Origin of the sequence: Streptomyces viridochromogenes, assembly GCF_001270495.1 — a bacterium.
In the GTDB taxonomy this organism is placed as follows: Bacteria; Actinomycetota; Actinomycetes; order Streptomycetales; family Streptomycetaceae; genus Streptomyces; species Streptomyces viridochromogenes_A.
In genome coordinates this window covers 1-25,738 of the sequence record NZ_LGUR01000249.1, presented here as the reverse complement: position 1 = coordinate 25,738, position 25,738 = coordinate 1, and the positions used below count along the sequence as shown (strand labels likewise).

Annotated in this window: 23 protein-coding genes and 2 pseudogenes; 18 read left to right on the top strand and 7 right to left on the bottom strand. The window is 68.5% G+C overall.

The genetic code is table 11. The features are described 5' to 3' along the window. Positions 1–14 precede the first annotated feature (14 nt). The 3 genes from ADK36_RS39880 to ADK36_RS39870 all read left to right on the top strand — a co-directional run bounded on the left by ADK36_RS39880 (position 15) and on the right by ADK36_RS39870 (position 5,065). The gene (locus ADK36_RS39880) at positions 15–719 is read left to right on the top strand and encodes a FadR/GntR family transcriptional regulator (RefSeq protein WP_048580993.1); all 705 of its coding nucleotides are present in this window, start codon (positions 15–17) and stop codon (positions 717–719) included. A gap of 113 nt (positions 720–832) precedes the next feature. Beyond that, complete coding sequence (locus tag ADK36_RS39875) at positions 833–3,067, top strand: alpha-L-fucosidase (protein WP_053201122.1); 2,235 nt, start codon at positions 833–835, stop codon at positions 3,065–3,067. Between the two features lie 138 nt (positions 3,068–3,205). Further along, on the top strand, positions 3,206–5,065 hold the full coding sequence (locus tag ADK36_RS39870) for a ricin-type beta-trefoil lectin domain protein (protein WP_048580995.1): 1,860 nt from the start codon (positions 3,206–3,208) through the stop codon (positions 5,063–5,065). Positions 5,066–5,144: 79 nt separating this feature from the next. Here the strand turns inward: ADK36_RS39870 and ADK36_RS51105 are convergent, their stop codons facing one another. Together ADK36_RS51105 and ADK36_RS49740 are read right to left on the bottom strand one after the other, a co-directional pair. Next, entirely contained in the window at positions 5,145–5,414 is a 270-nt protein-coding gene (locus tag ADK36_RS51105) for an aldehyde dehydrogenase family protein (RefSeq protein WP_107083675.1), read from the bottom strand. Next, the gene (locus ADK36_RS49740; protein WP_048580996.1) at positions 5,357–5,551 is read right to left on the bottom strand and encodes a hypothetical protein; all 195 of its coding nucleotides are present in this window, start codon (positions 5,549–5,551) and stop codon (positions 5,357–5,359) included. Before ADK36_RS49740 ends, ADK36_RS51105 begins: the two co-directional genes overlap by 58 nt. Positions 5,552–6,072: 521 nt before the next feature. Between ADK36_RS49740 and ADK36_RS39860 the strand changes: the two genes are divergently transcribed. The 6 genes and pseudogenes from ADK36_RS39860 (at position 6,073) to ADK36_RS39835 (ending at position 14,012) form a co-directional block, all read left to right on the top strand. After that, a complete protein-coding gene (locus ADK36_RS39860; protein WP_078916166.1) occupies positions 6,073–7,464 on the top strand; it encodes an MFS transporter in 1,392 nt (463 codons plus the stop codon). Further along, positions 7,461–8,993, top strand: a complete 1,533-nt coding sequence (locus ADK36_RS39855; RefSeq protein ID WP_063784559.1) for a carboxylesterase/lipase family protein — start codon at positions 7,461–7,463, stop codon at positions 8,991–8,993. The genes ADK36_RS39860 and ADK36_RS39855 overlap by 4 nt, the downstream gene beginning before the upstream one ends. Before the next feature lie 17 nt (positions 8,994–9,010). Continuing rightward, the gene (locus ADK36_RS39850) at positions 9,011–9,883 is read left to right on the top strand and encodes a helix-turn-helix transcriptional regulator (RefSeq protein ID WP_048580998.1); all 873 of its coding nucleotides are present in this window, start codon (positions 9,011–9,013) and stop codon (positions 9,881–9,883) included. A gap of 169 nt (positions 9,884–10,052) precedes the next feature. Continuing rightward, a pseudogene (locus ADK36_RS39845) lies at positions 10,053–10,666 on the top strand (dihydroxy-acid dehydratase); the annotation flags it as partial. Between the two features lie 724 nt (positions 10,667–11,390). Then, the gene (locus tag ADK36_RS39840) at positions 11,391–12,497 is read left to right on the top strand and encodes an NAD(P)-dependent alcohol dehydrogenase (RefSeq protein WP_048581000.1); all 1,107 of its coding nucleotides are present in this window, start codon (positions 11,391–11,393) and stop codon (positions 12,495–12,497) included. A gap of 54 nt (positions 12,498–12,551) precedes the next feature. Next, a complete protein-coding gene (locus ADK36_RS39835; protein ID WP_053201112.1) occupies positions 12,552–14,012 on the top strand; it encodes an aldehyde dehydrogenase family protein in 1,461 nt (486 codons plus the stop codon). Here the strand turns inward: ADK36_RS39835 and ADK36_RS39830 are convergent. Beyond that, positions 14,000–14,590, bottom strand: a complete 591-nt coding sequence (locus tag ADK36_RS39830) for a nuclear transport factor 2 family protein (RefSeq protein WP_048581002.1) — start codon at positions 14,588–14,590, stop codon at positions 14,000–14,002. The genes ADK36_RS39835 and ADK36_RS39830 overlap by 13 nt on opposite strands. After that, positions 14,590–15,519, bottom strand: a complete 930-nt coding sequence (locus ADK36_RS39825; RefSeq protein WP_199830350.1) for a helix-turn-helix domain-containing protein — start codon at positions 15,517–15,519, stop codon at positions 14,590–14,592. The genes ADK36_RS39830 and ADK36_RS39825 overlap by 1 nt, the downstream gene beginning before the upstream one ends. Before the next feature lie 102 nt (positions 15,520–15,621). Here ADK36_RS39825 and ADK36_RS39820 point away from each other — a divergent pair, with 102 nt between their 5' ends. The 6 genes and pseudogenes from ADK36_RS39820 (at position 15,622) to ADK36_RS39800 (ending at position 20,622) form a co-directional block, all read left to right on the top strand. Continuing rightward, positions 15,622–16,299 (top strand): DsbA family protein, encoded by a 678-nt coding sequence (locus ADK36_RS39820; protein ID WP_053084665.1) that lies wholly within the window; start codon positions 15,622–15,624, stop codon positions 16,297–16,299. After that, positions 16,296–17,159 carry an NAD-dependent protein deacetylase of SIR2 family gene (locus ADK36_RS39815; protein WP_053201109.1) on the top strand — a complete coding sequence of 288 codons (864 nt, stop codon included), beginning with the start codon at positions 16,296–16,298 and terminating at the stop codon, positions 17,157–17,159. The genes ADK36_RS39820 and ADK36_RS39815 overlap by 4 nt, the downstream gene beginning before the upstream one ends. A 46-nt stretch (positions 17,160–17,205) precedes the next feature. Next, the gene (locus tag ADK36_RS39810; protein WP_053201107.1) at positions 17,206–18,072 is read left to right on the top strand and encodes an SDR family oxidoreductase; all 867 of its coding nucleotides are present in this window, start codon (positions 17,206–17,208) and stop codon (positions 18,070–18,072) included. Positions 18,073–18,483: 411 nt separating this feature from the next. Then, the gene (locus tag ADK36_RS39805) at positions 18,484–19,245 is read left to right on the top strand and encodes a nuclear transport factor 2 family protein (RefSeq protein WP_053201105.1); all 762 of its coding nucleotides are present in this window, start codon (positions 18,484–18,486) and stop codon (positions 19,243–19,245) included. Between the two features lie 141 nt (positions 19,246–19,386). Next, positions 19,387–19,533, top strand: a pseudogene (locus ADK36_RS51695) (MoaF-related domain-containing protein); the annotation flags it as partial. Positions 19,534–19,623: 90 nt separating this feature from the next. Continuing rightward, entirely contained in the window at positions 19,624–20,622 is a 999-nt protein-coding gene (locus ADK36_RS39800; protein WP_053201102.1) for a protein-ADP-ribose hydrolase, read from the top strand. 102 nt (positions 20,623–20,724) lie between these two features. On the opposite strand, the gene ADK36_RS39795 is transcribed toward ADK36_RS39800, so the two are convergent. From ADK36_RS39795 to ADK36_RS39785, 3 genes are all read right to left on the bottom strand, one after another. Then, complete coding sequence (locus ADK36_RS39795; protein WP_053201100.1) at positions 20,725–21,000, bottom strand: hypothetical protein; 276 nt, start codon at positions 20,998–21,000, stop codon at positions 20,725–20,727. A 146-nt stretch (positions 21,001–21,146) separates the two neighbouring features. Beyond that, positions 21,147–22,127, bottom strand: coding sequence for a zinc-binding dehydrogenase (locus tag ADK36_RS39790; RefSeq protein ID WP_053201097.1), 981 nt, complete (start codon positions 22,125–22,127; stop codon positions 21,147–21,149). Between the two features lie 186 nt (positions 22,128–22,313). Beyond that, positions 22,314–22,649 carry a hypothetical protein gene (locus ADK36_RS39785; RefSeq protein ID WP_053201094.1) on the bottom strand — a complete coding sequence of 112 codons (336 nt, stop codon included), beginning with the start codon at positions 22,647–22,649 and terminating at the stop codon, positions 22,314–22,316. Positions 22,650–22,998: 349 nt separating this feature from the next. On the opposite strand from ADK36_RS39785, the gene ADK36_RS39780 reads away from it, so the two are divergent. From ADK36_RS39780 to ADK36_RS39770, 3 genes are all read left to right on the top strand, one after another. Further along, positions 22,999–24,093 carry a mandelate racemase/muconate lactonizing enzyme family protein gene (locus tag ADK36_RS39780; protein ID WP_053201092.1) on the top strand — a complete coding sequence of 365 codons (1,095 nt, stop codon included), beginning with the start codon at positions 22,999–23,001 and terminating at the stop codon, positions 24,091–24,093. Continuing rightward, the gene (locus ADK36_RS39775; protein WP_053201090.1) at positions 24,086–24,844 is read left to right on the top strand and encodes an alpha/beta fold hydrolase; all 759 of its coding nucleotides are present in this window, start codon (positions 24,086–24,088) and stop codon (positions 24,842–24,844) included. Before ADK36_RS39780 ends, ADK36_RS39775 begins: the two co-directional genes overlap by 8 nt. Before the next feature lie 60 nt (positions 24,845–24,904). Further along, the coding region (locus tag ADK36_RS39770; protein ID WP_107086957.1) for an HpcH/HpaI aldolase family protein at positions 24,905–25,738 on the top strand (834 nt) is incomplete at its 3' end.

The window sequence follows — 25,738 nt, the reverse complement described above, 5'->3', positions numbered from 1 at the left end:
GAGAGGCGACTTCCGTGTCCCTGACGGACGAGGCCATCGAAAAGATCAAGACGATGATCCTCAACGGCGAACTCGCCCCGGGCTCCCGCCTGCCGACCGAGGAGGACCTCGCAGAGCAGTTCGGTCTCTCGCGCGGAACCCTTCGTGAGGCGGTCCGAGCCCTGACCGCCATGCGGATCCTCGTCGTCCGCCGGGGCTCCGGAATGTACGTCTCCAGTCTCGAGCCCCATCTTCTGCTGGAGAACCTGTCCTTCGCCGCGGACGTCTCCCAGGGCCGTACCGCGCTGCAACTGCTCCAGGTTCGCCGGATGCTGGAGCCGGCGGCCACCGGAGCCGCGGCCACGATGCTCGGCGCCAAGGACCTCAGGGCACTGAGGAGAATCCTGGACCGCGGCCGCGCCGCCACCACGGTCGAGGAGTTCGTGGTCCACGACACGGCCTTCCACCTCCGCATCGTCGAAGCGGTCGGCAACCCCGTGCTGTCGACGCTGCTCCAGGCGCTGTCCAGCCGGACCCAGCGGGTTCGGATCCTGCGCGGCAGCCATGTCGAACGCTCCCTGGACAGCGCCCACCAGGACCACGAGGAGATCCTGCGCGCGCTCGAGGCCCGCGACGCCCTCCTCGCCGCATCGGCAGCCGCCGTCCACATCTGCGCGGTCGAACGGTGGCTGACACAGGGCCTCATCGAAGCCGACCGGCGACCGGCGGTCACCGGCTGACAGGCCTCGAATCGATACCTGCCACCCCCGATCCCACACCCGCGCCGGAGTCCCGCTCCCGCGCTGCTCACTGTCAACCATCGGAACACTTCAGTGGCCTTGGAGGTCTCTCAATGTCGAGAGCGATCAACAGACGACAGTTTTTGGCCGGTTCCACGGCCATAGCGGCGGCCGCGGTCGCCGGCGGTCTCTTCGGTGCGGGCCCCGCCCTGGCCGCCGGTCCGGCCACCTACACCCCCACGTGGGACTCGGTCAACCAGCACCCGGCGGCGCCCGAGTGGTTCCGGGACGCCAAGTTCGGCATCTACTTCCACTGGGGTGTCTTCAGCGTCCCCGCCTACGACAGCGAGTGGTATCCGCGGAACATGTACTTCGGCGGCAGCAAGGTGAACCAGCACCACGTCGCCACGTATGGCGACCCCTCGGTGTGGCCCTACCACAACTTCATCAACGGAGCGAACGACAAGGCGGGCAACTTCACCGAGTTCGCGCCCAAGTTGAAGTCGGCCGGCGGCAACTTCGACCCCGACGAGTGGGCGCAGCTGTTCGTGGACGCCGGTGCCAAGTTCGCCGGTCCGGTCGCCGAGCACCACGACGGCTACTCGATGTGGGACAGCCAGGTCAACGAGTGGAACTCGGTCGACAAGGGCCCGCACCTGAACCTGCTGCAGCTCATCAGCAGCGCCATCCGCGCCAAGAACCTCAAGCTGCTGGTGTCGATGCACCACGCGTACAACTACCTCGGCTACTTCCAGGGCGTACCGGCACAGTCGGACCCGAGCCTGAAGAAGCTCTACGGGCAGCTGAGCAAGGCTCAGGAGGACCAGCTCTGGTACGACAAGCTCAAGGAGATCATCGACCTGTCCGAACCGGACATCATCTACCAGGACGTCCACCTGGACAAGGTCGGCGAGACCCAGCTGCTGAACTTCCTGTCCTACTACTACAACCAGGCCAACTCCTGGAACAGGGAGGTCGTCGCCACGTACAAGGACGGCTTCAACAGCCACGGTGAGGTCTTCGACTACGAGCGCGGGGGCCCCGCGGACCTCACCTCGCCCTACTGGCTCACCGACGACAGCGTCTCCAGCACCAGCTGGTGCTACACGGAGGGCATCGGCTACTACACGGCACAGCTGCTGCTGCACGCGATGATCGACCGGGTCAGCAAGAACGGAACCGTCCTGCTCAACATCGCTCCGAAGGCCGACGGCACCATCCCCCAGGGCCAGCGGGACATCCTGCTCGGCATCGGCGACTACCTGAAGCGCTTCGGAGAGTCCGTCTACTCGACCCGGGCCTGGACCGCCTACGGCGAGGGACCGACGAAGATGGGCGGCGGCACGTTCATGAACCCGAACGCCGGCACCGCCCAGGACATCCGCTTCACCCGCAACAAGGCGAACAACACGCTGTATGCCACGGTCCTCGGCTGGCCCGGCAACTCGCTGACCATCAAGACGCTCAGCTCCAGCCGCATCAACCTCGGCTCGCTGACCTCGGTCCAGTTGCTGGACAACACGGCCGGCACCTACGTCAACCTCCCCAACCGCACCCAGGACGGGTCCGGGCTGAAGGTGACCCTGCCCTCCTCGGCACCGTTCTCCGCCCCGATGTACGTACTGAAGCTGACCTTCGCCGGCCAGATCCCGGTCCTGCAGCCCGTCGACGGCGCCCTGGTCTTCACGGACGTGAACTACGCCGGTACCTCCACCGCGCTCGGCCTGGGCGAGTACACCGCCGAGCAGCTCGGCCTGCACGGGGTGCCCGCGCAGAGCATCTCCTCGCTGAAGCTCGCCCCGGGCCAGCAGATCGTCGCCTACTCCGGCGACAACTTCACCGGCACTCAGTGGACCTTCACCGCCGACAACTCCGACCTGAGGTCCACCGGCCAGAACGACCAGATCACCTCGCTGAAGGTGCAGTTCAACCCGTCCGCCTACCTCAGGATCACCAACCTCACCAGCGGCCTGGTCCTGGACAGCGGCGGCAACGTCGCCGGCGGTTCCGACCTCAAGCAGTGGACCTGGTTCAACCACGCCAATCTGCAGTGGCAGGCGGTGGCGGTCGGAGGCGGCTTCTACAAGCTGGTCAACCGGGCCAACGGCATGGTCGCCGACAGCTGGGGCGCCACCGGCAACGGCGCCCCCTGCAGGCAGCTGGAGTGGAACGGCCACACCAACCAGCAGTGGAAGATCACCCACCGCGGCGGCGGCCAGTACAACATCGTCAACCGCACCACCGGCAAGCTCCTGGACAGCGGCGGCAACGTTCCCGAGGGCTCCGTCACCAAGCAGTGGGACTGGGGCAACAGCACCAACCTGCAGTGGACCATCAGCCCCGTCTGATCCGTTCCCCGAAGCCCATGGCCCGGTGCGGTGCTGCCCCCCCGGCCCGCACCGGGCCATGTGAACAGGCAAGGCCCCTCGGTACAGCCATGCACCGAGGGCAGACGACCTGACCTCCAACTGAAAAGGGACGCTTTCATGCAGATGAGACAACCGTTCCGCAAACTGAGCGCGCAGGCCGCCGCTCTGGCGCTCGCCGTCACGTGCGGAGTGGCGGTACTGGCCCCGGCTTCGGCGTCGGCCGCGAGCGACACGATCGGTGTGACGCTGACGACGTCGGACCTGAGCCAGGCCCTGACGCCGCAGCCGGGCATCGCACTCGGTCCGGTGTCCTCGGGGACTGTGAACCTGAAGGTCGACGACACGCAGACCTTCCAGACCATCGACGGGTTCGGTGCCTCGTTCACCGACACCTCGGCCTATCTGCTGCAGAACAAGCTGGACGCCACCACGCGTGACCAGGTGATGCGGGATCTGTTCACGCGTGGGTCCGGTATCGGTCTGTCGCTGATGCGGACGCCGATGGGCTCCTCGGACTACACCGCGACCCCCGCGAACAACCCGGGCACCTACTCCTACGACGACAACAACGGCCAGCCCGACCCCACGCTGGCCAACTTCTCCACCGCGCACGACGACGCCTACATCATCCCGATCATCAAGCAGGCCCAGGCGCTCAACCCGCAGATGAAGCTGTTCGCCAACACCTGGAGCCCGCCGGCGTGGATGAAGACCACGAACACGATGCTGGGGGCGGGCAACGGCACGCTGAAGGCCGACATGTACGGCCCGTTGGCGCAGTACTACGTGAAGTTCCTGCAGGAGTACAAGGCCAAGGGGGTCAAGGTCTGGGGCGTCACGCCGCAGAACGAGCCGACGATCTCCCCGTCGACGTACTCGGCGATGCTGTGGCCCGCCGCCGACGAGGCCCGCTGGATCGCCGATCACCTCGCCCCGGCGCTGCAGCAGGCCGGGCTGGCCGACACCAAGATCCTGGGCGCGGACGCGGACCAGGTGAACGTCTCCTACGCCGACACGTTGATGGCCAACCAGGCCGCCCGTGACGCGATCTACGGCACCGCGTGGCACTGCTATCGCAACAACCTGCGGAACATGACCACGATCCACAACTCCTACCCGGCCAAGAAGCTCTACGAGACCGAGTGCTCCACCGGCCCGGGTATCGCGCCGATGAACGCCGCCCAGCTCGCCCTGGAGTCCACCTTCAACTGGGCCAACGGCGTGCTCCTGTGGAACCTGGCCCTGGACACGAACGGCGGCCCGAAGATGGGCGTCGGCTGCGAGAAGTGCACCGGTCTGGTCACCATCGACCAGGCGACCGGCAAGGCCACCTACACCGACAACTACTACCAGCTGGGCCAGTTCTCGAAGTTCGTCGTCCCCGGCGCGAAGCGCATCGGCTACAGCGACGGCGGCAACGTCTGGGCCCAGGCCTACCAGAACCCCGACGGAGGCGAGGTACTGGTCGCGCACAACAACAACTCCAGCAGTACCGCCTTCACCGTCACCTGGAACAACGCCGGATCCTTCCAGTACACCCTGCCCGCCGGCGCCACGGTGACCTTCACCCGGGGTGCGCAGACCGCCGCCGCCCAGATCGTCGGCCAGGGCTCGAACCGGTGCCTGGACGACACGGGCAACCCCGCCAACGGTGTCCAGCAGTACATCTGGGACTGCACGCCCGGGAACGCCAACCAGGCCTACGCCTACTCGGCCAACCGTGAACTGCAGATCGCGGGCAAGTGCCTCGGCGCGAACGGGAACGGCACCACCAACGGCACGAAGGTCATCACCTGGGACTGCAACGGCGGCTCCAGCCAGAAATGGACGTTCCACGGGGACGGCAGCGTCACCAACGACCTGTCCGGACTCTGCCTCGACGTGACAGGCAAGGCAACGGCGAACGGTTCCAGGGTCCATCTGTGGAGCTGCACCGGCGCATCCAACCAGAAGTGGTCGCTCTCCAGCGGAGGCTGACGGACGAGCGGCGTCTGGCCGGTCTGCGGGTACGCCCGCGGACCGGCCGGACGCCGCGTCATGCTCCGCCGCAGGCCCGTCAGAACGGGAAGTCGCGGGGTTTCCCGCGCAGGGTGATCCAGCGGAGTTCGGTGAATTCCTCGGCCGCGAAGCCCGTGCCGAAGCGGCCCCAGCCGCTCTCCTTCACACCATCGAAGGGCATGCTGGGCTCGTCGGTGACGGGTTGGTCGTTGACGTGCACTATCCCCGCCTCGAGACGGCGGGCGATGTCCAGTCCAAAAACATCACCAATCAACCGACCCGCCCCTTGACGAAAGAGATAGGGGCATCCCCCAGCCCGGGCGTCCACTGCGGCACCAGCCGCACCTCGACCGGCGCTCCTGCCCCCGCCCCGCCCGCGTCCGTTTCCGCCCCGGCATCCGTCACCGTCTCATCACCGGACCGGATCTCGGTCATCGTCTCCCGCGTGATCATCAGCCGGGACAACCCTCATCCCGTCCGGCAAGACGCCCGGTCAACTCCTCAATCTGTGCCCGCAGTTCGGCGATCCCTCCCGTGGTGCAGCCTCCCGCCGACCGAGCGCCTCCAACCACGACACCATCGCCGCCTCCCACCGCGTAGTGAGACTCGACGATCCACCCTCCGACCACGAACGGCAACGGCGCACAGCATCACCAGCTCACTGCAGAAGAGCCGCGCCCGTTTCGATTAACGCCCACTGCGGGTCGGACAAGTCGGTTGCGTACGGCTTCCGTTCCGTGCCCGCGGACTCCATCATGCGCATGACATGAAGCAGGGAGGAACCGCCCCATCACCCACGAATGGGCGACACCACATCATCAGGAGCGGGACTTACGCCCCCTGAGGCTTCCCTGGTAGTCGCGCTACTAGAAGCGAGCGCATCTTTCAGCCAATATGGCGCGGATCATATGCTCCGCCACATCTCCTCGCCGCGCCTTGCACGGCGTTGATCCACAGACCTCCACCCTGATCAATGAGGATCAGCTATGACGACTGAGTCTCTCGCATCCGGCATGGACGCGACAAAGATCGGCGCTCGGTTTGACCGGATATCCGTGGTCACTCGCAAACACTGGGTCATCCTCTGGACGCTCGGAGCACTGGGGATCTTCGATGCCTTCGACCTGGCCGCGTTCGGCTACACGGCTCCGGCCATCCGCCAGGACCTGGGCCTGTCACTGGGGCAGGTGGGCTGGGTCGCCTCCTCGGTCTACATCGGCAGCTTCCTCGGCGCACTCGTCGGGGGCCGGCTGGCCGACAGGCACGGACGGCGGCCCGTGCTGTTCGTATCGGCCGTGATCTATTCGCTCGGGTCTCTCGCCACCGTCTTCGCAACCAGCCTCGAGACGCTCATCGCCTGTCGCGTGGTGACCGGTCTCGGAGCTCAGGCGCTGACGCTCGTGTCGTTCCTCTATCTCAGCGAGATGTTCCCGGCCAGGCTCCGCGGCCGCTTCGCTGCTCTCCTGCTGGGAATCTCGGTCCTGGGCGCACCGCTGGCCGCAGTCCTGACCTGGACCATCGTGCCCCACGGGGAGTCCCACTGGCGTTGGATCTACGGCATCGGCGCCCTCGGACTGCTCATCGCCGTGACTGTGCGCCGGCTACCCGAGTCGGTCCGCTGGCAGATTCGCCGGGGAGAGCTCGGCGTGGCCGCCGCAACCGTGGTCGCCTTTGAGGACGAGGCACTCGCCAAGACCGGCAAGCCGCTACCCGAGCCGGTCGAGCTGCCCCGCGGCGGGCCCGAGCCCGCCACGTCGGTGAGGGAGCTGCTCTCAGGCAAGAACCTCGAGCGCATGGCCGTACTCACCATCTCCATGATCATGTTCGCCTACGTCATCTACGGCTTCAACACCTGGCTGACCACCTTGCTGGTCGAGCGCGGATACTCCCAACAGCAGGCACTGACCGCCGCCGTGATCATCTCACTGGCGGGTTTCCTCGGATCGGTGTCCGCGGTCGCCTTTGCCGACCGGATCGAGCGCAAGAAGCTGGTCCTCGCCGTCATGATCGTCGTCGCCCCGTTGCTCCTGGTGTTCGGGCTCGTCGACAGCCTGGTCGTGACCGTGATCACCGGCTCCCTGCTCTCCGGCAGCCTCCAGATCGCCCTGGCAACGATGTACGCGTACTCCCCTGAGATCTTCCCGACCCACCTACGCGGGCTGGGGGCCGGAGTGGGCGGCGGTGCGTTCCGGCTCTCCGCCGCCTTCACCAGCATCATCGTCGGCTTCGTCCTGTCCGGGTTCGGCTTCACCACCGTGTTCGTGGTGTTCGCCGCCGTCGCGGTCGCCTTCGGAGCGGTGTTCGCCATGTTCGGCGAGCGCACCAAGGGCCGCACTCTCGAGGACATCACCGCCGACGTGCGGGGCGGCAAGCGGTGAGCACTCCGATCGAAAGCGTCGCGACGACCACGTCCGGCCGAGTACGCGGACTGGCCGTCGACGGCATCGCCTGCTACCGAGGGGTGCCCTACGCCGCCCCGCCGAAGGGGCCACGCCGTTTCGCCCTCGCGACACCGGCGCCGACCTGGGACGGCGTCCGTGACGCGACCCGCCCCGGGTCGATGGCACCGCAGCACGTCCGCCGCTTCCCCGGCATCGACATGCGGCCGCTCCTGCCGGAGACCGGCTGGACCGGAGACCATGACTACCTGCATGTGAACATCTGGACCCCGCAGCACCACGACGGGGGCCTGCCGGTCATGGTCTACATCCATGGCGGGGCCTTCATCGCGGGAGCCGCTGACTGCCCCGCCTTCGACGGCACGAGCTTCGCCCGTTCCGGGGTCGTGCTGATGACCGTTTCCTACCGTCTAGGGGCCGAGGGATATTCGGTACTCCCGGACGCGCCGACGAACCTCGGCCTGCGCGACCAGATCGCGGCATTGCAGTGGGTACAGAACAACGCGGGCGCCTTCGGCGGAGATCCCGGAAACGTCACCGTCTTCGGCGAGTCCGCCGGAGCGATGAGCATCGCGACGCTGCTGAACTCGCGGGCGGCGGACGGTCTCTTCCGACGCGCCATCGTGCAGAGCGGCCACGACGAGCTCCCTCGCGATGCCGCGGTCGGTCGCCGGCTGACCGAACGGATCGCCGCCATTTTGAGCGTCCCGGCAACCGCGGCGGCATTCAGGGAGGTGCCGGTGCCGCAGTTGCTCGATGCTCAAGCGACGCTGCTCGCCCAGCCTCTCGACCTGGCTGACAACGGTCGAGATCCCGCCTACGGGGCGGCGGCATACGGGATGACCATCGACAACGACGTCGCGTGCGCATCGCGCGAGCGGCTCACCACGTCGTCCGTGGATCTCCTCGTAGGCACCACGAAGGCGGAGATGAACCTCTACGGATTCTCCAGTGGTGATCTCGACGCTGTGACCGATACCGAAGCCGTCGCCCGACTGGCCGCGTCGCATCCCCACGCTCGACAAGTCCTCGCCGGCTACGGATTGGGCCAGCCCGGGGCCAAACCGGGACGAGCGCTCGTCGACGCCCTCACCGACCTGCTGTTCCGCTCTCCCGCGCGGCGCTTGGCCCTCCGTCACGGCGGGCCGACCTACGTCTACGAATTCGAATGGGAGTCCCCGGCCTTCGACGGCCGCCTCGGCGCGTGTCACGGCCTTGATCTGCCCTTTGTCTTCCACACCCTCAAGACAGCACAGGGACCGCAGGGCCTGGTCGGTGGCGAGCCACCGGTCGCGCTCGCCGACGCCATGCACGAGAGCTGGGTCCGCTTCGCACACACCGGGGACCCGGGCTGGGCCCCCTACGGCCCTGGACGCCGCTTGATGCGCTTCGGCGGAGCCTTCGGAGCAGTACCGAGCCGCCTCGGCGAGGACGAGGCGCCGCTCGCTCACACCGCTGCGGTCGGTGGTCGAGCGAGCGACGCGACGGCCGGGTGCGCGATCGGATGACGAGTAGACTCGCGAGCATGAAAGCTGGCGACGAGCGGCAACATGATCTCGGCGCCTTCCTGCGCAAGCAGCGCGAGAACACCTCCCGTACCGCGCTGGGACTGCCACCGATCAGGAACAGGACGACCGGGCTCCGCCGCGAAGAAGTCGCGGCCATGTCCGGTATCAGCGTCACCTGGTACACATGGCTGGAACAGGGCCGCGATGTCACCCCGTCGCGGCAGGTCCTCGATGCCGTCGCACGTTCCCTCGGTCTGGCCCAGGCCGAGCATGCCTTCGTCCTGTCCCTGGCCGGCTACCCAGCCACCGATTTTGGCTCGGCCCAGCCGATCACGATGACCCCGAGCGTGCAGCGACTGCTCGACGCGCAGGGCGTCTACCCCAGCTACGCGTTGTCGGCGGACTGGACCATCGTCGGCTGGAACTCGACCTACGGCCGCTTTTATCCGCCAGCCCCAGCCACGCCAGTCGAGCGTCGCAATCTTCTGTGGCTCACCTTCACAGACCCGTACATACGGTCGCTGGTCGTGGACTGGGAGTTCACAAGCAGCCGGGTTATCGCCGAGTTTCGAGCAGAGCTCGGCGCACACCTTCATACCCCGGCGATCGAAATCCTGATCGACCGCCTTTGGCGCACCAGCGCCGAGTTCCGCGAGCGGTGGAAAGCCCACGAAGTAACCCGCTTCACCTCGCGACTACGCACGTTCCGGCACCCCGAAGTCGGCGATCTGCAACTGGAACAGCACCGGATGACCATGTCCGGCGATCCCGACCTGCACGTGATCATCTACGTACCGGATCCCGACAGCGGTAGCCTCGACCGATTGCACCAATTGGCCGACCTGGCCGCATCGAACGAGCCTCGCATGAACGAAGACTCGGAGCGATAGGGACAGGCACCAGGCGTCAACCTCCGTCACGCATCGGGCTGTTACTCGCACTACTAGAATCACGGCAGTCTTCTGCTCCGGCAACCCGTGCCGCAGAGTCAGGGGAGGCCGATGAAGGTCGGGCCAAACCACCTGCGGTCGATTCAGTCGCCCGGATGAGGAGCAGGAAGTGCCCGAACTGCGCTCGCGAACCATCACCCACGGCCGGAACATGGCTGGCGCACGAGCGTTGTTGCGGGCCTCGGGGTCGCGGATGGCGACATCGGCAAACCGATCGTGGCGATCGCCAACAGCTTCACCGAGTTCGTGCCAGGTCACACTCACCTCCAACCCGTGGGGCGGATTGCATCCGAGGCAGTGCACCGGGCGGGCGCGATTGCGCGGGAGTTCAACACCATTGCGGTCGACGACGGAATCGCCATGGGCCACGGAGGCATGCTCTATTCGCTGCCGTCGAGGGAACTGATCGCCGGTTCGGTGGAGTACATGGTCAATGCGCACTGCGCCGACGGCCTCGTGTGCATCTCCAACTGTGACAAGATCACGCCGGGAATGTTGATGGCCGCACTGCGCCTCAACATCCCGACGGTGTTCGCATCCGGTGGTCCGATGGAAGGCGGGCGGACCACCCTGGTCGACGGAACCGTCCGAACTGGGCTGAGCCTGGTGACCGCGATGGGCGACTCTGCCAATCCTGACGTATCCGAAGAGGACCTTGCCCGAGTCGAGGTTGCGGCCTGCCCCACTTGTGGCTCCTGCTCCGGCATGTTCACTGCGAACTCGTTTCTGACGCCGAGCTCGAACAGCGTCGCCGGGCCAGAGGAACCGACGGTACACGCCGGCGCCGCGGAAACGCACAACTATGTCGGCGTTGATCAACGCCTGTTCATCGCCAATACGTCCCACAGGAAGCGAGCCACAACGCCGCGTCGGCCGACCCTGCCGCGCGGCCTGCCATGGGCGAAGCTCACGAGGGCCGGACCCGTGCTCAAACGGCGACACATCAGCTCGAGAAGGAGCGCCATGCTACACACCACCACCCGGTCGATCTCCCTGGAGGACAAGTACCTGGAGACCGAGGGGCGTGCCCTCGTCACCGGCATCCGGCGTACCAGGTTCGCGCTCAACGACGAGGAACTCACGCCCGGGCTACGGTCGCTGGCCGCGTAGGTGCGGGACCGGTCCGGCGCCGCGGTGGCCGCGGTCAACGTCACGGTGCACCTCACGGTATGGAACGCGTCGGTGGAATCCGTCATGTCGCGCATCGAAGCCCGCTTGCGGCGCGCCACGACGGAGATCTCCGCCCGGCTCAGTCATCGTCCGCAGACCTGATCCGAAGCCATCCAGGCATGTTGTTTGAATAATTGAAATATGAGTCCCTGCATATGGAACAGCACGGCCTCATTTCATTGACAGCGGGCTCCGGTCGGGCGCAGACTCACGTCACATTCTGTGGACATTACTTCACCAGACGAACAGCACTGTTCCCTGAGTCCGGAAGGCCGCCATGCGTATACAAGCCGCCGTGTTCGAGAAGCAGGACGGTCCGTTCCAGCTTCAGGACGTCGAGCTGGACGACCCGGAAGCGGGCGAGGTCGTCGTGCGGATCGCTGCCACCGGCATCTGCCACACCGACGGCCTGGCACGTCACGGTGACCTTCCCTTCCCCGCCCCCGGGGTGCTCGGCCACGAAGGCGCCGGTGTCGTGACGGCGGTGGGTCCCGGTGTCACGTCGGTGCGGGAGGGCGACCACGTCGTCATCGGCTGGCCCTGGTGCGGCGAGTGCCGCAACTGCCTGGCGGGCGAGCCCCGTTACTGCGCCCGGCTCGGCGAACTCCTCGTCAGCGGAGTCCGGCCGGGGACCGGGGCCTCGGCCCTCCGCCGCCCGGACGGGGGCGTCCTCCACGGACACTTCTTCGGCCAGTCGTCGTTCGCCACGCACTCCCTGACCCGGGCCAACAGCCTGGTGAAGGTCCCACACGACGTCCCGCTCGACCTGCTCGGACCCCTCGCCTGCGGACTGTCCACCGGCGCGGGCGCCGTGCTGAACACGCTGCGCCCGCAGACCGGCTCCAGCCTCGTGATCTACGGCACCGGCTCGGTGGGGCTCGCCGCCGTCATGGCGGCCCGCAACAGCGGCTCGACCACGATCATCGCGGTCGACCGGCATACCTCCCGGCTGGAACTGGCGGCGGAACTCGGCGCCACACACACCGTGAACGCCGCCGACACGGACCCCGTCGCCGCCGTGCACGACATCTGCGGCGGGCCCGCCGACAACGCCCTGGAGTGCACCGGCATCATCTCCGTCGTCCGCCAGGCCGCGGACTCCGTGGGAATGCTCGGCACCTGCGCGCTCATCGGCGGCGCCCCGGCGGGGGCCGAGTTCACCCTCGACCACCTCACCACCTTGTGGGGTAAGCGGATCGTCGGCGTCCTCGGCGGCGGCGGCCGCAGTACCCAACTCATCGGCGCGCTCATCGAGTTGTACCGTCAGGGCCGCTTCCCCATGGAACGCCTCGTCTCCTGGTTCGCCTTCGACCGGATCGAGCAGGCGCTGGCGGCGTCGTACGCCGGCGACGTCATCAAGCCGATCGTCCGCATGCCCGCCTGAGACCGCACGCCCCCTGGTCCGCCACGACTGCTCCGTACCGGAAGAAGCCCCTTCATGTCTCTCACCCGTGAACTTTTCATCGGCGGCAAGGACGTGCCCGCCCTCTCCGGCCGCACCGCCGAGGACATCAGCCCCTACACCGGCGAGGTCTACGCGACCGTCGCCGCAGCCGGGCCGGAGGATGTGACCCGGGCCGTGGACGCCGCCGACGCGGCGTTCGCCGAATGGGCCGCCGTCTCGCCCTTCGCCCGCCGCGCGATCTTCCTCAAGGCGGCGGATCTGCTGGACGCCCGTGCCGAGCAGGTGGCCGAGATCATGTCCCACGAGGCCGGCGGCACCCGCCCCTGGGCATTCTTCAACGTGGCGCTGGCGGCGAACATCCTGCGGGAGGCGGCCGCCGTGATCACCGCTCCGCGCGGTGAGGTGCTCAGCGCACAGGAGGAAGGCGCGCTGGGCCTGGCCGTGCGGGAACCGCTGGGCGTGGTCGCGGCGTTCGCGCCGTGGAACGCTCCTGTCATCCTCGGTGTCCGGGCCGTGGCGGCGCCGCTTGCTGCCGGCAACACGGTCGTCGTCAAGGCCAGCGAGGACGCGCCGATCGCCTGCGCACTGCTCGTCGCGGATGTGCTGCGCGAGGCGGGACTGCCCGAGGGTGTGCTCAACGTGGTCACCAACGCCCGCGAGGACGCGGCGGAGATCGCCGAGGTGCTGATCGCCGATCCCCGGGTGCGTGCCGTGAACTTCACGGGCTCCACCGGGGTCGGCCGAATCATCGGCACCCACGCGGCGAATCACCTCAAGCCGGCCGTGCTCGAACTGGGCGGCAAGAACGCGGTGATCGTCCTGCACGACGCGGACGTGGACTACGCCGTCGACGCCGTCACCTTCAGCGTGTTCATGAACTCCGGGCAGATCTGCATGTCCGGCGACCGCATCCTCGTACACGAGTCGCTGGCCGAGGAGTTCACCCGGAAGTTCACCGCCAAGGTGGCCTCCCTCCAGGCCGGGGACCCGGCCCACCCGCACACCGTGGTGGGCCCGCTGGTCACCGCCTCCGCCGCACAGCGCGTCACCGCTCTGGTAGAGGACGCGGTCGCCAAGGGCGCCACCGTGCTCACGGGCGGCGGGCGGCCGGAAGGCGCGGTGCACGCGGCGACCGTGCTCACCGGCGTTCCCAAGGAGGCGGACCTGTACCACGCGGAGGCCTTCGGGCCGGTCTGCGTCCTCGAGACGTTCGGCGACGACGACACCGCCGTGGCCCTCACCAACGACACCGACCATGGTCTGACCTGCGGAATCATCACCGAGAACGCCACCCACGGGCTGAACGTCGCCCGTCGGGTCCGGACGGGCATCGTGCACATCAACGACCAGTCCGTGGCTGACGAGCCCCACGCGCCCTTCGGCGGCGTGAAGACCTCCGGCTACGGCCGGTTCGGTGGACGGTGGGGCATCGAGGCGTTCTCCAGCACCCGCTGGGTGACGATCGCGACCCAGCAGGCCCACTATCCCTTCTGATCCGTCCGCCCAGGCACCGCGCAGAACGCCCGCACCTTCCCCACGGAGGTGCGGGCGTTGTGGTGGCCCTGGCGGGTCAGACCTGCGGGTTGCCGTTGGCGCTCTTCTCCGCGACCGCCTGGAGGGCGTCCCAGTGCTCCACGATCCTGCCGTGCCGGTCGAAGCGGAAGGTGTCCACCTCCACCCGTGCCGCGGTCCTCGGCCGACGTCTTCGCCAAGCCCTGCACGACCACGAGGTCGACCTGGGTGACAGTCCGCTTGAGAGTCAGCGAGGCGTCCGGGAACTGCTGGAGGTAGCCCGTGACACCGGTGACGAAGGCGTCGCGGCCGTTGCCGAAGTTCGGGTTGTGCTGGATACAGGTGTCGGCGCTGATGTACTTCTCAGCGACCTTACCCGGCCGGTGCTGGTTGAAGGCCTGGTCCAGCAGGGCCACAGCTGCCTTCTGGTTGCGCAGTTCCTGGGCGGACACCGGCTCGTCGAACGCGTCGGGCGTGCCGTGCTCGTGCGCGGCCAACGCGGAGGGAACGATCACCGTGCCCGCCACGAGTGCGACGGCGGCGTCTCTACCCGGTGCCATTACCCCTGGCCGAGGGCCTCCGACGGCCCGGGGCCCTCGGCGCGTCCCCTGACCCCGTTGCGGAAGTCGATCGGGGAACGGCCCGTGCGTTGCATGAAGTACTTGCTGAACTGGGAGGGTGTGACGAAGCCGAGGCGGTCCGAGATCTGGGCAGCGGTCTCGTCTCCGTGTGCCAGCAGCCGCTTCGCCTCCAGCACGACCCGGCGGTCGATGAACTCCTTCGCGCTGAGCCCGGCGCCCGCCAGGGCCGCCCGGGCGAGGGTACGCCCCGAATAGCCGAGCATGCGGGCGTAGTCCTCCACCCGTCGGGTGGAGGTGAAGTGCCGTTCGACCGCGTCACGGAACCGCAAATAGGTCTCGTCCGGCTCCGGAGCGGGGCTGCCGACCGGAACGGTGAGATGGGCCAGTCGCAGCAGGAGGACGGCGAGGAGGTGACGCAGGGCCGCGATGTGCACGTCGAGAGGCAGGTGTCCGAGCGACCGAAACTCGTGGCTCAAGTGTTCCGAGGCCATGGTCACGGCCTCAGCATCGTCGGCGACGGGGGTGATGATGACCGGTACGTGGGGATCGTCGACCCGGGCGACGGTTGCCGTGGCCGGGTCCAGCATGTCCTGCTGGAAGAGGATCAGTGTGCCCTCGGCCTGGGTGAGGTCGCCCCACTGGTGCACCTGCCCAGGGCGTACCCACAGCCAGGAGCCCGGCCGCAGGGCGTAGCCGTTGAAGTCGACCACATGCCAGAGGTTGCCCGCAGTGAGCGCGAGCAGATGATGGAAATCGGGGCGCTGGGGCCGGGCGAGGGTCTGCTCGCAGACGCGCTGCCGTAGCTCCGCCAGCGACATGACCTCCACACCGGCAGGAGTGCCCGCCGGCGCGGCGAACGCGACCTCGGGGATCTCGCGCGCGGAGTCGTGTCGTTTTTTGGCCATCATCAGTCAGAAGTTTATCCGGCTTTCCGTGCACTCTCTTCGTACGTTGGTCATGCCGCCGAGGAAACGGAACGTCTTCCTGGCGGAAATCGGAAAGGACGGCACGTGGCGACGACAGGAGGCAGGGTCGGGCTGACGTACGTCTTCGACGTCTACTGCGCTTGGTGTCACGGCTTCGCCCCGACCCTGCGGGCCTTCGTCGAAGCCGATGCCGACCGCGTCGACCTGCGCGTCCTGCCGGCCGGGCTGTATGCGGGAGCGCGTGCGCTGCCTGTCTCGGCCCATCCCCACCTGGTGCGCGAGAGCGTCCGCGTCGCGGAACTGACCGGCGCCCACTTCGGTGCTGGACACCGGCGGACGGTCGCTGAAGGCAGCACGGTGATGGACTCCACGGACGCAGCCACGGGGCTGGAGGCCCTGCTGGCGCAGCCGGGCGCGGACACCCTGCGGACGCTCGAAGCGATGCAGCACGCCTGGTTCATCGACGGCCTGAGCCTGTCGGACCCGGCGACCTACCGAGTGCTCGCCGTCGAGCTGGGCCTGAGCCCTCTTGCCGTGGCGTGCGCATACGCCGCGCCCGTCACACGCGCGCGAGCGACGGTCGGACTGCGTTCCGTCCGCCGCCTGAGCGTGGAGAGCTACCCGGCCCTGCTGCTCACCACCGCTTGCGGAAACCACCACCGGCTGGGCGGACCGCTGACCCGTGTCAAGGAACTGACCACGGCCTTCGACGAGTACACGCACCGGAGGTCCGTGGCACTGGAAGGAACCTGCGCGCTGTGAGCACCACGAACAACGCTCCCGTCTCGACCGCACCGCCACGCGAGACGATCCGCGCTTGGCTGGAGGAAGCCGACCGGGTCCTGATCGCGGCCGGCGCGGGCCTGAGCGCGGCAGCCGGCTACGACTACGGCGACACCGAACGCTTCAGGGAACTGTTCCCAGCTCTGTACCGGCTCGGCCTGCGTTCGCGCTACCTGCTCGGCGTGCCTCTGCCGACGGACATGATGTGGGGCTACTGGGCCGTCCACATCGACGACATCCGCTACGACCCCGAACCCAACCCGCTCTACCGCAAGCTGAGGGAGCTGGTCGGCCACCGCGACCACTGGGTGATGACGTCCAACGTCGACGCCCTCTTTGCCCGCAACGGCTTCGAGGCGGACCGGATCTTCACCCCCCAGGGCGACTACGGCCGCCTCCAGTGCGCGGTCCCCTGCTCGCGGGACACCTGGCCCAGCAGACCGTTCCTCGACGCGATCCTCGCCTCGTACGACCGCGACACCGGCCGGGTGACCGACCCGGCCCTGCCGTGCTGCCCCCGCTGCGGCGCCGACATCTTTCCCAACGTCCGTGTCGGTCCGGAGTTCGTCGACGACGCCCATCTGCCCGCGGGTCGGCGGCTGGTGCAGTGGCTCGACGACGCGCCCACAGACAGCACCTTGCTCGTGCTGGAAATCGGGGCCGGATTCAATACTCCCGGCGTGATTCGCCACCCCACGGAGAACTTGGTGCGCCAGACCCCTCGGGCCCGCCTCGTCAGGATCAATCCCGCCCATCCCGACGTCCCCTCGGACCTCGGTGAACGAGCACTGTCCGTTCCCCTCGGCGGAGACCGGCTCCTCGACGGGCTCGAACCCTGACATCCGGCGGCAGCGCGCCTCCGCCACCACAAGAAGAGAAGTCATCATGTCCCAGGTATCCGAGACATCCGTCCCCACGATCGCCGTCACCGGCTCCACCGGCCGGCTCGGCGGGCGCGTCGCCCGGCGACTGGCCGAGCGGGACGTCCCGCAAAAACTCCTGGCCCGCAACCCGGCACGCGCTCCCCGGCTTCCCGGCTCGGTAGCGGTGCGAGGCGACTACGCCGACCAGGACGCCGTGCGGGAGGCGCTCGCCGGCACCCACACCGTCTTCATGGTCTCCGCCTCCGAGAGCGCCGACCGGCTCACCCAGCACAAGACGTTCGTGGACGCCGCCGCGGAGGCAGGTGTCGGGCACCTGGTGTACGTCTCCTTCTACGGCGCGGCCCCCGACGCCACCTTCACCCTGGCACGGGACCACTTCCACACGGAGCAGCACATCCGCGCGAGCGGCCTGGCATACACCTTCCTCCGGGACAACTTCTACGCGGAGTTCGTCCCCGACCTCGTCGGCGAGGACGGCGTCATCCGCGGACCGGCCGGGCACGGACGCGCCGCGTTCGTCGGCCAGGACGACATCGCCGACGTCGCCGCGGCGGTGTTGCTCCGGCCGGACGACCACGCAGGCAGGGCCTACGACCTGACCGGGCCCGAGTCCCTGACGCTGGACGAAGCGGCCGTCATCCTGTCCGAACAGCTCGGACACACCGTCACCTACCAGCAGGAAACGGTCGAGGAAGCCTACGCCTCCCGTACCTCCTACGGCGCTCCGATGTGGCAGCTGGACGCCTGGGTGTCCACCTACACAGCCATCGCGTCCGGCGAACTCGACGGGGTCAGCGACGCCGTACCGCGCCTCACCGGCCACCCCGCCACGCCCCTCGCCGAGGTCGTCCGCTCCGCAGGGGGATGACCCGCACGGCAAGGCCCCTGCACGCCGACCGGCAGGCAAGCAGGCAGATAGGGCTGCGCGCGGCCAATCCCGCTAGTGCGACCCCTGCATCCCCGCGACTCCGGTGCCACCCAGACCGACCCCGATTGCTGCTCAACGGGCGCCTGATCCGCGGGGACACCGAAGACGACAGCGACGTGCCCGTCGTCGTCCCCTGTCTGGTCGCCCCGTACCGGCGGGGCGGTTGCAGGACGACGAGCAGCCAGCCGCACCCGTGGTAGTGCCCGACACCCTCAACCCGAAGGCTGTCGCTTTCTGACTATCAGGAGTCGCTCCTTCTGCCGATCAGTTGGCTGCCATACGCATAGTTTGAACACATCGCCGCCGGACCACCGGTCCCCCTGGCCAGGTCCCCAAGCAAGGAAGACAGTCATGCGCAACGCGAAGAACACCGTCCTTCAGGCCGCCACCGAGCTGTTCGGCGACAAGGACCCCTCCGCCGTGGACCGCTGGGTTGCCGCGGACTACAGGCAGCACAGCGCGCTCGCCGCCGACGGCCCCGAGGCCCTCCGCGGGCTCGTCGGAAGCCTGGCCGGGGACTTCCGCTACGAAGGCGCCCGGGTCATCGCCGACGGCGACCTGGTAGCCCTGCACGGCACCTACCACGGCTTCGGGCCGGACCCGCTCGTCGGGTTCGACATCTTCCGAGTCGACGCCGACGGCAAGCTGGCCGAGCACTGGGACGCCCTGACCCCTCAGGTCAAGGACACCGTCTCCGGCCGCTCCCAGACCGACGGCCCCGCCGCGGTCACCGAGACCGACAGGACCGACGCCAACCGTGCCCTGGTGGCCGAGTTCGCCGAGAGGGTTTTCGTCGGCGCCGACTACTCGGTGCTCACCGACTACATCTCCACCGAGACCTACCACCAGCACAACCCCGATGCCGGCGACGGTCTCGACGGCTTCGGGGCGGCCGTGGCCAAGTGGGGCGAGCAGGGCAAGCACCTCGTCTACAAGAAGGTCCACAAGGTCATCGCCGAGGGCGAGTTCGTCCTGACGCAGTCCGAGGGCGAGTTCGGTGTGCCCGTCGCCTACTACGACCTCTTCCGCGTCGCGGACGGCAAGATCGTCGAGCATTGGGACGTCGTCGCGCCCATCCCGGGCGAACTGCTGCACGGCAACGGCCTGTTCTGACCGGCCCGAACAACGCCGGATCACCGAACGCATCGACGGAGCGCACAGACGTGGGCAACCGCGCCTACGCGTGAAAGACATACCCCACGCCGGCGTGAGCGAGGACGTCACGCTGCACGCGGCCGAAGTCGCCCTGGCGTCTTCCTGCTCGATTGGGTGGAGAAGTCAGGCATGACCGTAACCCACGCGGTGAACCTAAACTCCCTTACGGTCCACGCCTTCTGGACCTACGACACCCCCAAGGGCCGGATCGGCGAGCTGCACGTCGGCACACTCGAAGAGATGTGATCCACCCGCCGATGGCCCGACCCCGGGCGCACCGACGTGCGGGGCCGGGCCATCGGCACACCTCGTTCACTCGCCCCACCGGAGCCTTTGATGATCCCGAACCGCGCCGAGTCCGAGGCCGTCGCCGGGACGGAGACACAGCTCTCCGCACTGCCCCTGACCGCCTACCGATCGGCCGTCGCCCTCGACGAGCCCTTCCTCCCAACGGCGCCCCCAGCCACAGCCGCTCGGCTGGACGCCCATGTGCGCTCAGCACTGCACCTGCTCAGCGCCGATCCGGCCGTGTCCCGGCTCGGCCTGCGGTCCGACTCGCTGAGACACCTCGCCGATGCCGACACCCCCGCCGACGCCGACACGGCCCGCCGGGTGCTGCGAGCCCTGCTGACCGGACGTGATCCCGGTCCGCTGCCGAAGGGGGCGGACCTGGAACTGGATGCGCTCCTCGGCGCGGAGCGGAACCTGCGGCCCACCGTCTCGGTACGTGAACTGCCCACGATCGAAGAGGAGTTCCACGGCACGGCCTCCCGGGCCGCGGCCGAGGCCGTGCTGTGGCGGGGAGACATCACCACGCTGGCCGCCGACGCCGTGGTCAACGCCGCCAACAGTCAACTGCTCGGCTGCTTCCGCCCACTGCACCCGTGCATCGACAACGCCCTGCACAACGCCGCCGGACCTCACCTGCGCGACGACTGCCACACGATCATCACGGCGCAAGGAGCCCTCGAACCCACCGGTACGGCCAAGATCACCCGGGGCTACCACCTTCCCGCCCGGTACGTCCTGCACACCGTCGGCCCCGTCGTCCAGGGCCGTCCGCACGCGCATGACGCACAGGCGCTCGCCTCCTCCTACCGGGCATGCCTGGACCTCGCCGCCGAGGTGGAGACCATCCGCACCCTCGCCTTCTGCGCCGTCAGCACCGGCGTGTTCGGCTACCCCAAGGAGGAAGCCGCACCGGTCGCGCTGCACACCGTCGCGGACTGGATCGCAGCACATCCCGGACGGTTCGACCGCGTGGTCTTCACCGTCTTCGAGGACGACGACGAACGGGCCTATCATCAGGCTCTCTGCGCAGGCGCACGCCCCTGACACGACGTCCATCAGAACAACAGGGATCGCTGATGCATGTCCGATGTAGAGCAATGGAGTTCAGCATGATTGTTCCAGTCGGCGCAGGAGCAGAGCGGCAGTTCACCTCGCTGCGTCGCGGGCACGAATGATGTGGTCGGGCGCGAGCAGCGGCCATTGTCGCGCCGTCGGCTCGGAGTCGTTACCCGTGGCCACGAACAGTCCCGCGAGCACGCCCCCTTCGCGGCCGTTGACCTGCTCGGCCAGCATGCTGAAGTACGTCTTCAGGTCGCCACATAGGCTGCCGGTGTCCGGCACCGGACTGACCGAGGGCCAACAGGCTGCGATGGCGGCGGTGACGAGTTCTGATCTGGTGGGCCAGCGCCGGTACTGCGTCACCTTGCTCGTGCGAGCGCGGGCCGCGATCGTGCCGTAGCGCAGGCCTTCGCCGAGCGACTCGTAAACGGTACACAGGATGGTGTATTCGCGGCCCGCGGGCCGTCCCCAGAGCCGACGGAACGGACCGGTGTGGTCATGCCACCCGCTCAGCCACGGACATACACGATCTTGCCGCGGACGCCACGACCCGAAAGTTCGACCAGCGCCGCCGGGACCTCTTCAAGGGAAACGGTACGCGACAGCATCGGGGCGATCCTCTTGTCGGCCAGCAGCGTGAGCAGGTCCGTGAGCATCGTGGACAGCTGCGTGCGGACTCGTCCGTCGCCAACGGTGTACGCCGCCCCGAGCGCGATCTCATGGACGGAGGGCGCCATGCCGAACGGCGGTACGACGCTCAGATCGGGGCGCCCGGCGATGGCGGCGAGGCCGCCACCGTGCACGAGCAGCCCGAGGTTGGCGGTGGCGGATTCCGAACCGATGGTGTCGACTACCGCGTCCACACCACGACCGCCGGTCAATTCCCTTACGCGCGCGGTGATGTCCTCGGTGCGGAAGTCGATGACCGCTCCGGCACCGAGTGCCTTGACGTGGTCGGCGTTGTGCGCGGCCTCGGTTGCGATCACGCGTGCGCCGGCGAGTGCCGCGAGCTGCACAGCGAACCCGCCGACCCCGCCCGCACCGCCGGTGACGAGGACGCAGTCGTCGTTGCCGACGTGCAGACGGCGGACCACCGCCTGGTAGGCGGTCAGACCGGCCGAGGGCACGGCGGCCGCGCTTTCCGGAGTCAGTCCGTCGGGGACGCGAGCGAGGACCATGACGTCGGCCAGAGCGTATTCGGCGAAGCCACCGCGTGCGCGGATGTCGCCGTGGAAGGCGACGCGCTGCCCCGCCTTCACACTCGTCACCCCTTCGCCGACGGCGTCCACGGTGCCGACAACGTCCAAGCCGAGCACGGCCGGCCACTCCCACTCCGGGATGCCGTACGCGGCCCGCTGGTAGTCCGACGGATTCAGGCCGCACGCCTCCACCTCGACCCTGACCTGTCCAGGGCCTGGCTCCGGTGTCGGCAGGTCGGCCAGACGCAGGGTGTCGCAGGTGCCGGGCCGGTCGAGGACCAGGGCTCGCATGGTGTGTTTCCTCTCTACAGGGTGTGCGGGGGGGGCGGGAGTGGCGAACCACCAGTACGGCCGGAGCGGGTTCTCCTGGGCCGGCCGGTTCCGTCGTCGCGCATGCTGCTCTGCGTTCTGTCCAGGGTTCTTCCGCCGTCCCAGCAAGACCGCGGCTTCACAGGGGCGGCGCGTAGCCCTGGCGGATCAGTGGGCGACCACCTCGCGCAAGCGGGCGCAGGTCGCGCGGTAGACATCGGCCAGCGCGGTCTCGCCATCCGGCTTGCGCAGCGCGGCCCATTCGTCGAAGGTCACGCGCAGGGTGGCGCTCACAACCTCGGCCACGACTCGGACCCGCACGTCCACCGGCTGACTCCCGGTGGCAGCCGCCATCAACCGCAGGAATCGCTCGCACTGTTCGGCTTCCCGCCTCAGGGCCGCGCTGCGCAGCGCCTCATCCTGGGCCACCAGCTGGCGTACCCGCAGCATGCGGGAGACCACGTCGGGCCGCTCGGAACCGAGCTCGGTGAGCGCGTCGGCCACCGCCGTCTCGATGTCCCGGAGGGCGCACGTTCCCGCCGCACGTCTTTCGAGGCATGCGGTGAGGAGCGCTTCGAAGACACGGTACGACCTCAGTGCAGCCTCTTCCTTGGTCGGGAAGTACCGAAAGAAGGTGCCTGGGCACGTCCATCAAACGGCCCGATCGGCCCCGCCAAGTGGATCACCACTCGGCGGCTGGCGCTGGCCCGCGCAGCCTTCCCGCCCAGCCGTTCCGGCATGGCGCGGCGCGCGCTCGATTGCAGATCCACCTCCCGGACCCGTTGACGGGGCCCACGGGGCGCACTAGCCTGACCTTCAATTTTCAGCCTGAAATTAATTGGAGGAGCGGCCGATGCAGATCGCCAAGGCCGAGGTCTCGGTCGTCGAGATCCCGTTCCCGTTCGACGCCAGCGGGGTCGGAATCATGCCGACCCCCTGGCGGAGCCTGGAGTTCGCGCTGGTTCGCCTGGAGGACGAGCTGGGCAACGTGGGCTGGGGCGAGGCGTTCGGTTATTTCGTCGTCGATGCCAGCAAAGCGATCATCGAACGGCTCATCCTGCCGAGGCTGATCGGCGCCACCATCACCGACATCCCGGCCTGGAACCGCCGGCTCCAGCTCGACCTGCACTTGTTCGGCCGGTACGGCGCGACGGTCTTCGCGATCTCCGGCGTCGACATCGCGCTGTGGGACCTGGCCGCGAGGCGTGCGGGCGTCCCCCTGCACCGGCTCCTCGCCGGGGACGGCCCCGTGCGGACCTCGGGGCTGCGGTCATACGCGAGTCTGATGCGGTATGGCGACACCGCGCTCGCGGTGGCCGCCTGCGAGCAGGCCCTCGCCCGTGGCTACACCGCGATCAAGCTCCACGAGACCGACATGGCCACCATCTCGGCATGCCGGGACGTCATCGGCCCCGATGTGCCGCTCAGCGTCGATGTCAACTGCCAGTGGGGCGGCGACTTCTTCACCGCGCACCGGCAGGAGCTGGCCGACCTGGAGGTCGCCTGGGTCGAGGAGCCCGTCTTCCCGCCCGAGGACTTCGCTGCGCTGGCAGCATTGCGCTCGCCCGGGATTCCGCTCGCCGCAGGCGAGAACTGGTGCACCGCCACGCAGTTCGCGCAGGCGGGCGACGCGGTGGACATCTGGCAGCCCAGCGTCACGAAGGTCGGCGGGATCTCCGAGTACCTGCGGATCCTGTCCATGGCCTCCGCGCAGGGTCGCCCGGTCGTGCCGCACTGCCCGTACTTCGGCCCCGGCTACTTCGCCACCCTGCACCTCGCAGCCGCGCACCCCGCGATGGACGACATCGAGATCCTCTACACCGATCCCGAGGCGTGGCTGTGCGACGTCGAGGGACTGCGGGACGGCGGCACTTTGTGCGTGCCCACCGGCCCTGGTCTCGGTTTCGAGCCCGACCCCGACGTGATGGAGAAGTACCGCCGTGCCTGAGTCCGCACCCGTCTTCCGCGTGACCGGCCGAGGACCGGTGCGCCTCATCGTCTCCCACGGCTGGATCGCCGGGGCGGCGCTCTTCGACCCGGTGGCGGAACTGCTGGACCCCGACCGCTACAGCGTCGCCTTCGTCGAGCACCGCGGGTACGGCGCTGCGGCGCATCTGCCTGCCGAGGGGCTGGCGAGCAGTGCCGCCGACGTCCTGGCCGCCGCCTACCAGTTGGGCTGGGACCGGTTCGTCCTGCTCGGGCATTCCATGGGCGGCCTGGTGGCCCAGCATCTGACCGTCACCGCCGCCGAGCGCCTGTCCGCCGTCGTGCTGCTGTCCTCCGTGCCCGCCAGCGGCGGGCAGCTCACTGACGAGGTGCGCGCACAGCGCCGCCAGGCCGTGCACTCCGCCGAGCAGCGCCGCCAGTTGATCACCGCAAACAGCGGGTGCGGCCCGGAACTGGCTGACCACATCTGGCGGATGAGCACGGAGACCACCTCCAGGAGTGCGATGGAGCGTTACCTCGACGACTGGAGCCGCGCGGACTTCGGTGCCGAGGTGGCGGGCAGCGACATCGACTGCCTGGTCGTCACCGGTGAACGCGACCCGGCCGTCACCACCGCTCTCATGCGCTCGACGGTCATGCAGACCTACTCCCGCGCGCGGCTCGTCGAACTCGCGGGTGTGGGGCACTACGCGATGCAGCAGGCCCCGCAGGAGCTGCTGAACGTGGTGGCCACCTTCCTCGAAGGCCAGTAGCTCCGGACTACCCGCACCTCCCTCGCTTTGCTTCCACCGACCCCGAAGGCGGCCACCCCCATGATCACCCCCCTCAAGGACAGACTGCGCGCAGGAAACCCCATGCTGGGCACCTTCCTCAATCTCGGCTCACCGCTGGCCGCCGAAGCCTGCGCGCTGGGCGGCTTCGACTGGCTTCTGGTCGACCTCGAACACGGCGCCGGGGGCGAGGAAGCCCTCCTGGGCCAGCTGCATGCCGCGGCGGCCCATGACGTCCCGGTCGTAGTCCGGGTGGAGTCCGCTGCCCGCATCCGCATCGGACGCGTCCTCGATCTCGGGGCCGCGGGGGTGATGTTCCCCCGTCTCGACACCGCCGCCGAGGCGGCGGAAGCCATCCGTCACCTGCGCTACCCGCCCGACGGCGACCGCGGTGTGGCCACCTACAACCGCTCCCGCGACTTCGGGCTGCGCACCGGCCCCATGACCGACGCCAACGACACCATCACCGGCATCGTCCAGATCGAGAGCGCCAGCGCCGTGGACGAGGTCGAGGCCATCGCCGCCACTCCCGGCGTCGACGTCCTGTTCGTCGGCCCCGGCGACCTCACCCACGCCCTCGGCGTCCCCGGCCAGACAGATGCCCCGGTCTATCGCAAGGCGCTCGCCCGCATCGCCGCCGCCACCCGCGACACCGGCACCGCCGCCGGCATTCTCACCAGCACCGCGGAGGCAGCTCAGACCTACCTTGACGAGGGCTTCACCTTCGTCGGCATCGGATCGGACTCGTCCTTCCTCGCCGCCGTCGCCCGCAAGACCGTCACCGCACTGCGCACCCCGGCCGCCTGCCCCAGGCTCGGAACGAACCCCTCCCCGGCTCCCCACCCACCCCCCGCCCGCAAGGAGCAGAGCATGACC

Excerpts from the sequence above, each read along its gene's own strand:
- ADK36_RS39830 (WP_048581002.1), bottom strand. The coding sequence starts at position 14,590 with ATGGCACCGGGTAGAGACGCCGCCGTCGCACTCGTGGCGGGCACGGTG.
- ADK36_RS39805 (WP_053201105.1), top strand. The coding sequence starts at position 18,484 with ATGCGCAACGCGAAGAACACCGTCCTTCAGGCCGCCACCGAGCTGTTC.
- ADK36_RS39870 (WP_048580995.1), top strand. The coding sequence starts at position 3,206 with ATGCAGATGAGACAACCGTTCCGCAAACTGAGCGCGCAGGCCGCCGCT.
- ADK36_RS39790 (WP_053201097.1), bottom strand. The coding sequence starts at position 22,127 with ATGCGAGCCCTGGTCCTCGACCGGCCCGGCACCTGCGACACCCTGCGT.
- ADK36_RS39840 (WP_048581000.1), top strand. The coding sequence starts at position 11,391 with ATGCGTATACAAGCCGCCGTGTTCGAGAAGCAGGACGGTCCGTTCCAG.
- ADK36_RS39850 (WP_048580998.1), top strand. The coding sequence starts at position 9,011 with ATGAAAGCTGGCGACGAGCGGCAACATGATCTCGGCGCCTTCCTGCGC.
- ADK36_RS39835 (WP_053201112.1), top strand. The coding sequence starts at position 12,552 with ATGTCTCTCACCCGTGAACTTTTCATCGGCGGCAAGGACGTGCCCGCC.
- ADK36_RS39800 (WP_053201102.1), top strand. The coding sequence starts at position 19,624 with ATGATCCCGAACCGCGCCGAGTCCGAGGCCGTCGCCGGGACGGAGACA.
- ADK36_RS39780 (WP_053201092.1), top strand. The coding sequence starts at position 22,999 with ATGCAGATCGCCAAGGCCGAGGTCTCGGTCGTCGAGATCCCGTTCCCG.
- ADK36_RS39825 (WP_199830350.1), bottom strand. The coding sequence starts at position 15,519 with ATGATGGCCAAAAAACGACACGACTCCGCGCGCGAGATCCCCGAGGTC.
- ADK36_RS39810 (WP_053201107.1), top strand. The coding sequence starts at position 17,206 with ATGTCCCAGGTATCCGAGACATCCGTCCCCACGATCGCCGTCACCGGC.
- ADK36_RS39875 (WP_053201122.1), top strand. The coding sequence starts at position 833 with ATGTCGAGAGCGATCAACAGACGACAGTTTTTGGCCGGTTCCACGGCC.
- ADK36_RS39860 (WP_078916166.1), top strand. The coding sequence starts at position 6,073 with ATGACGACTGAGTCTCTCGCATCCGGCATGGACGCGACAAAGATCGGC.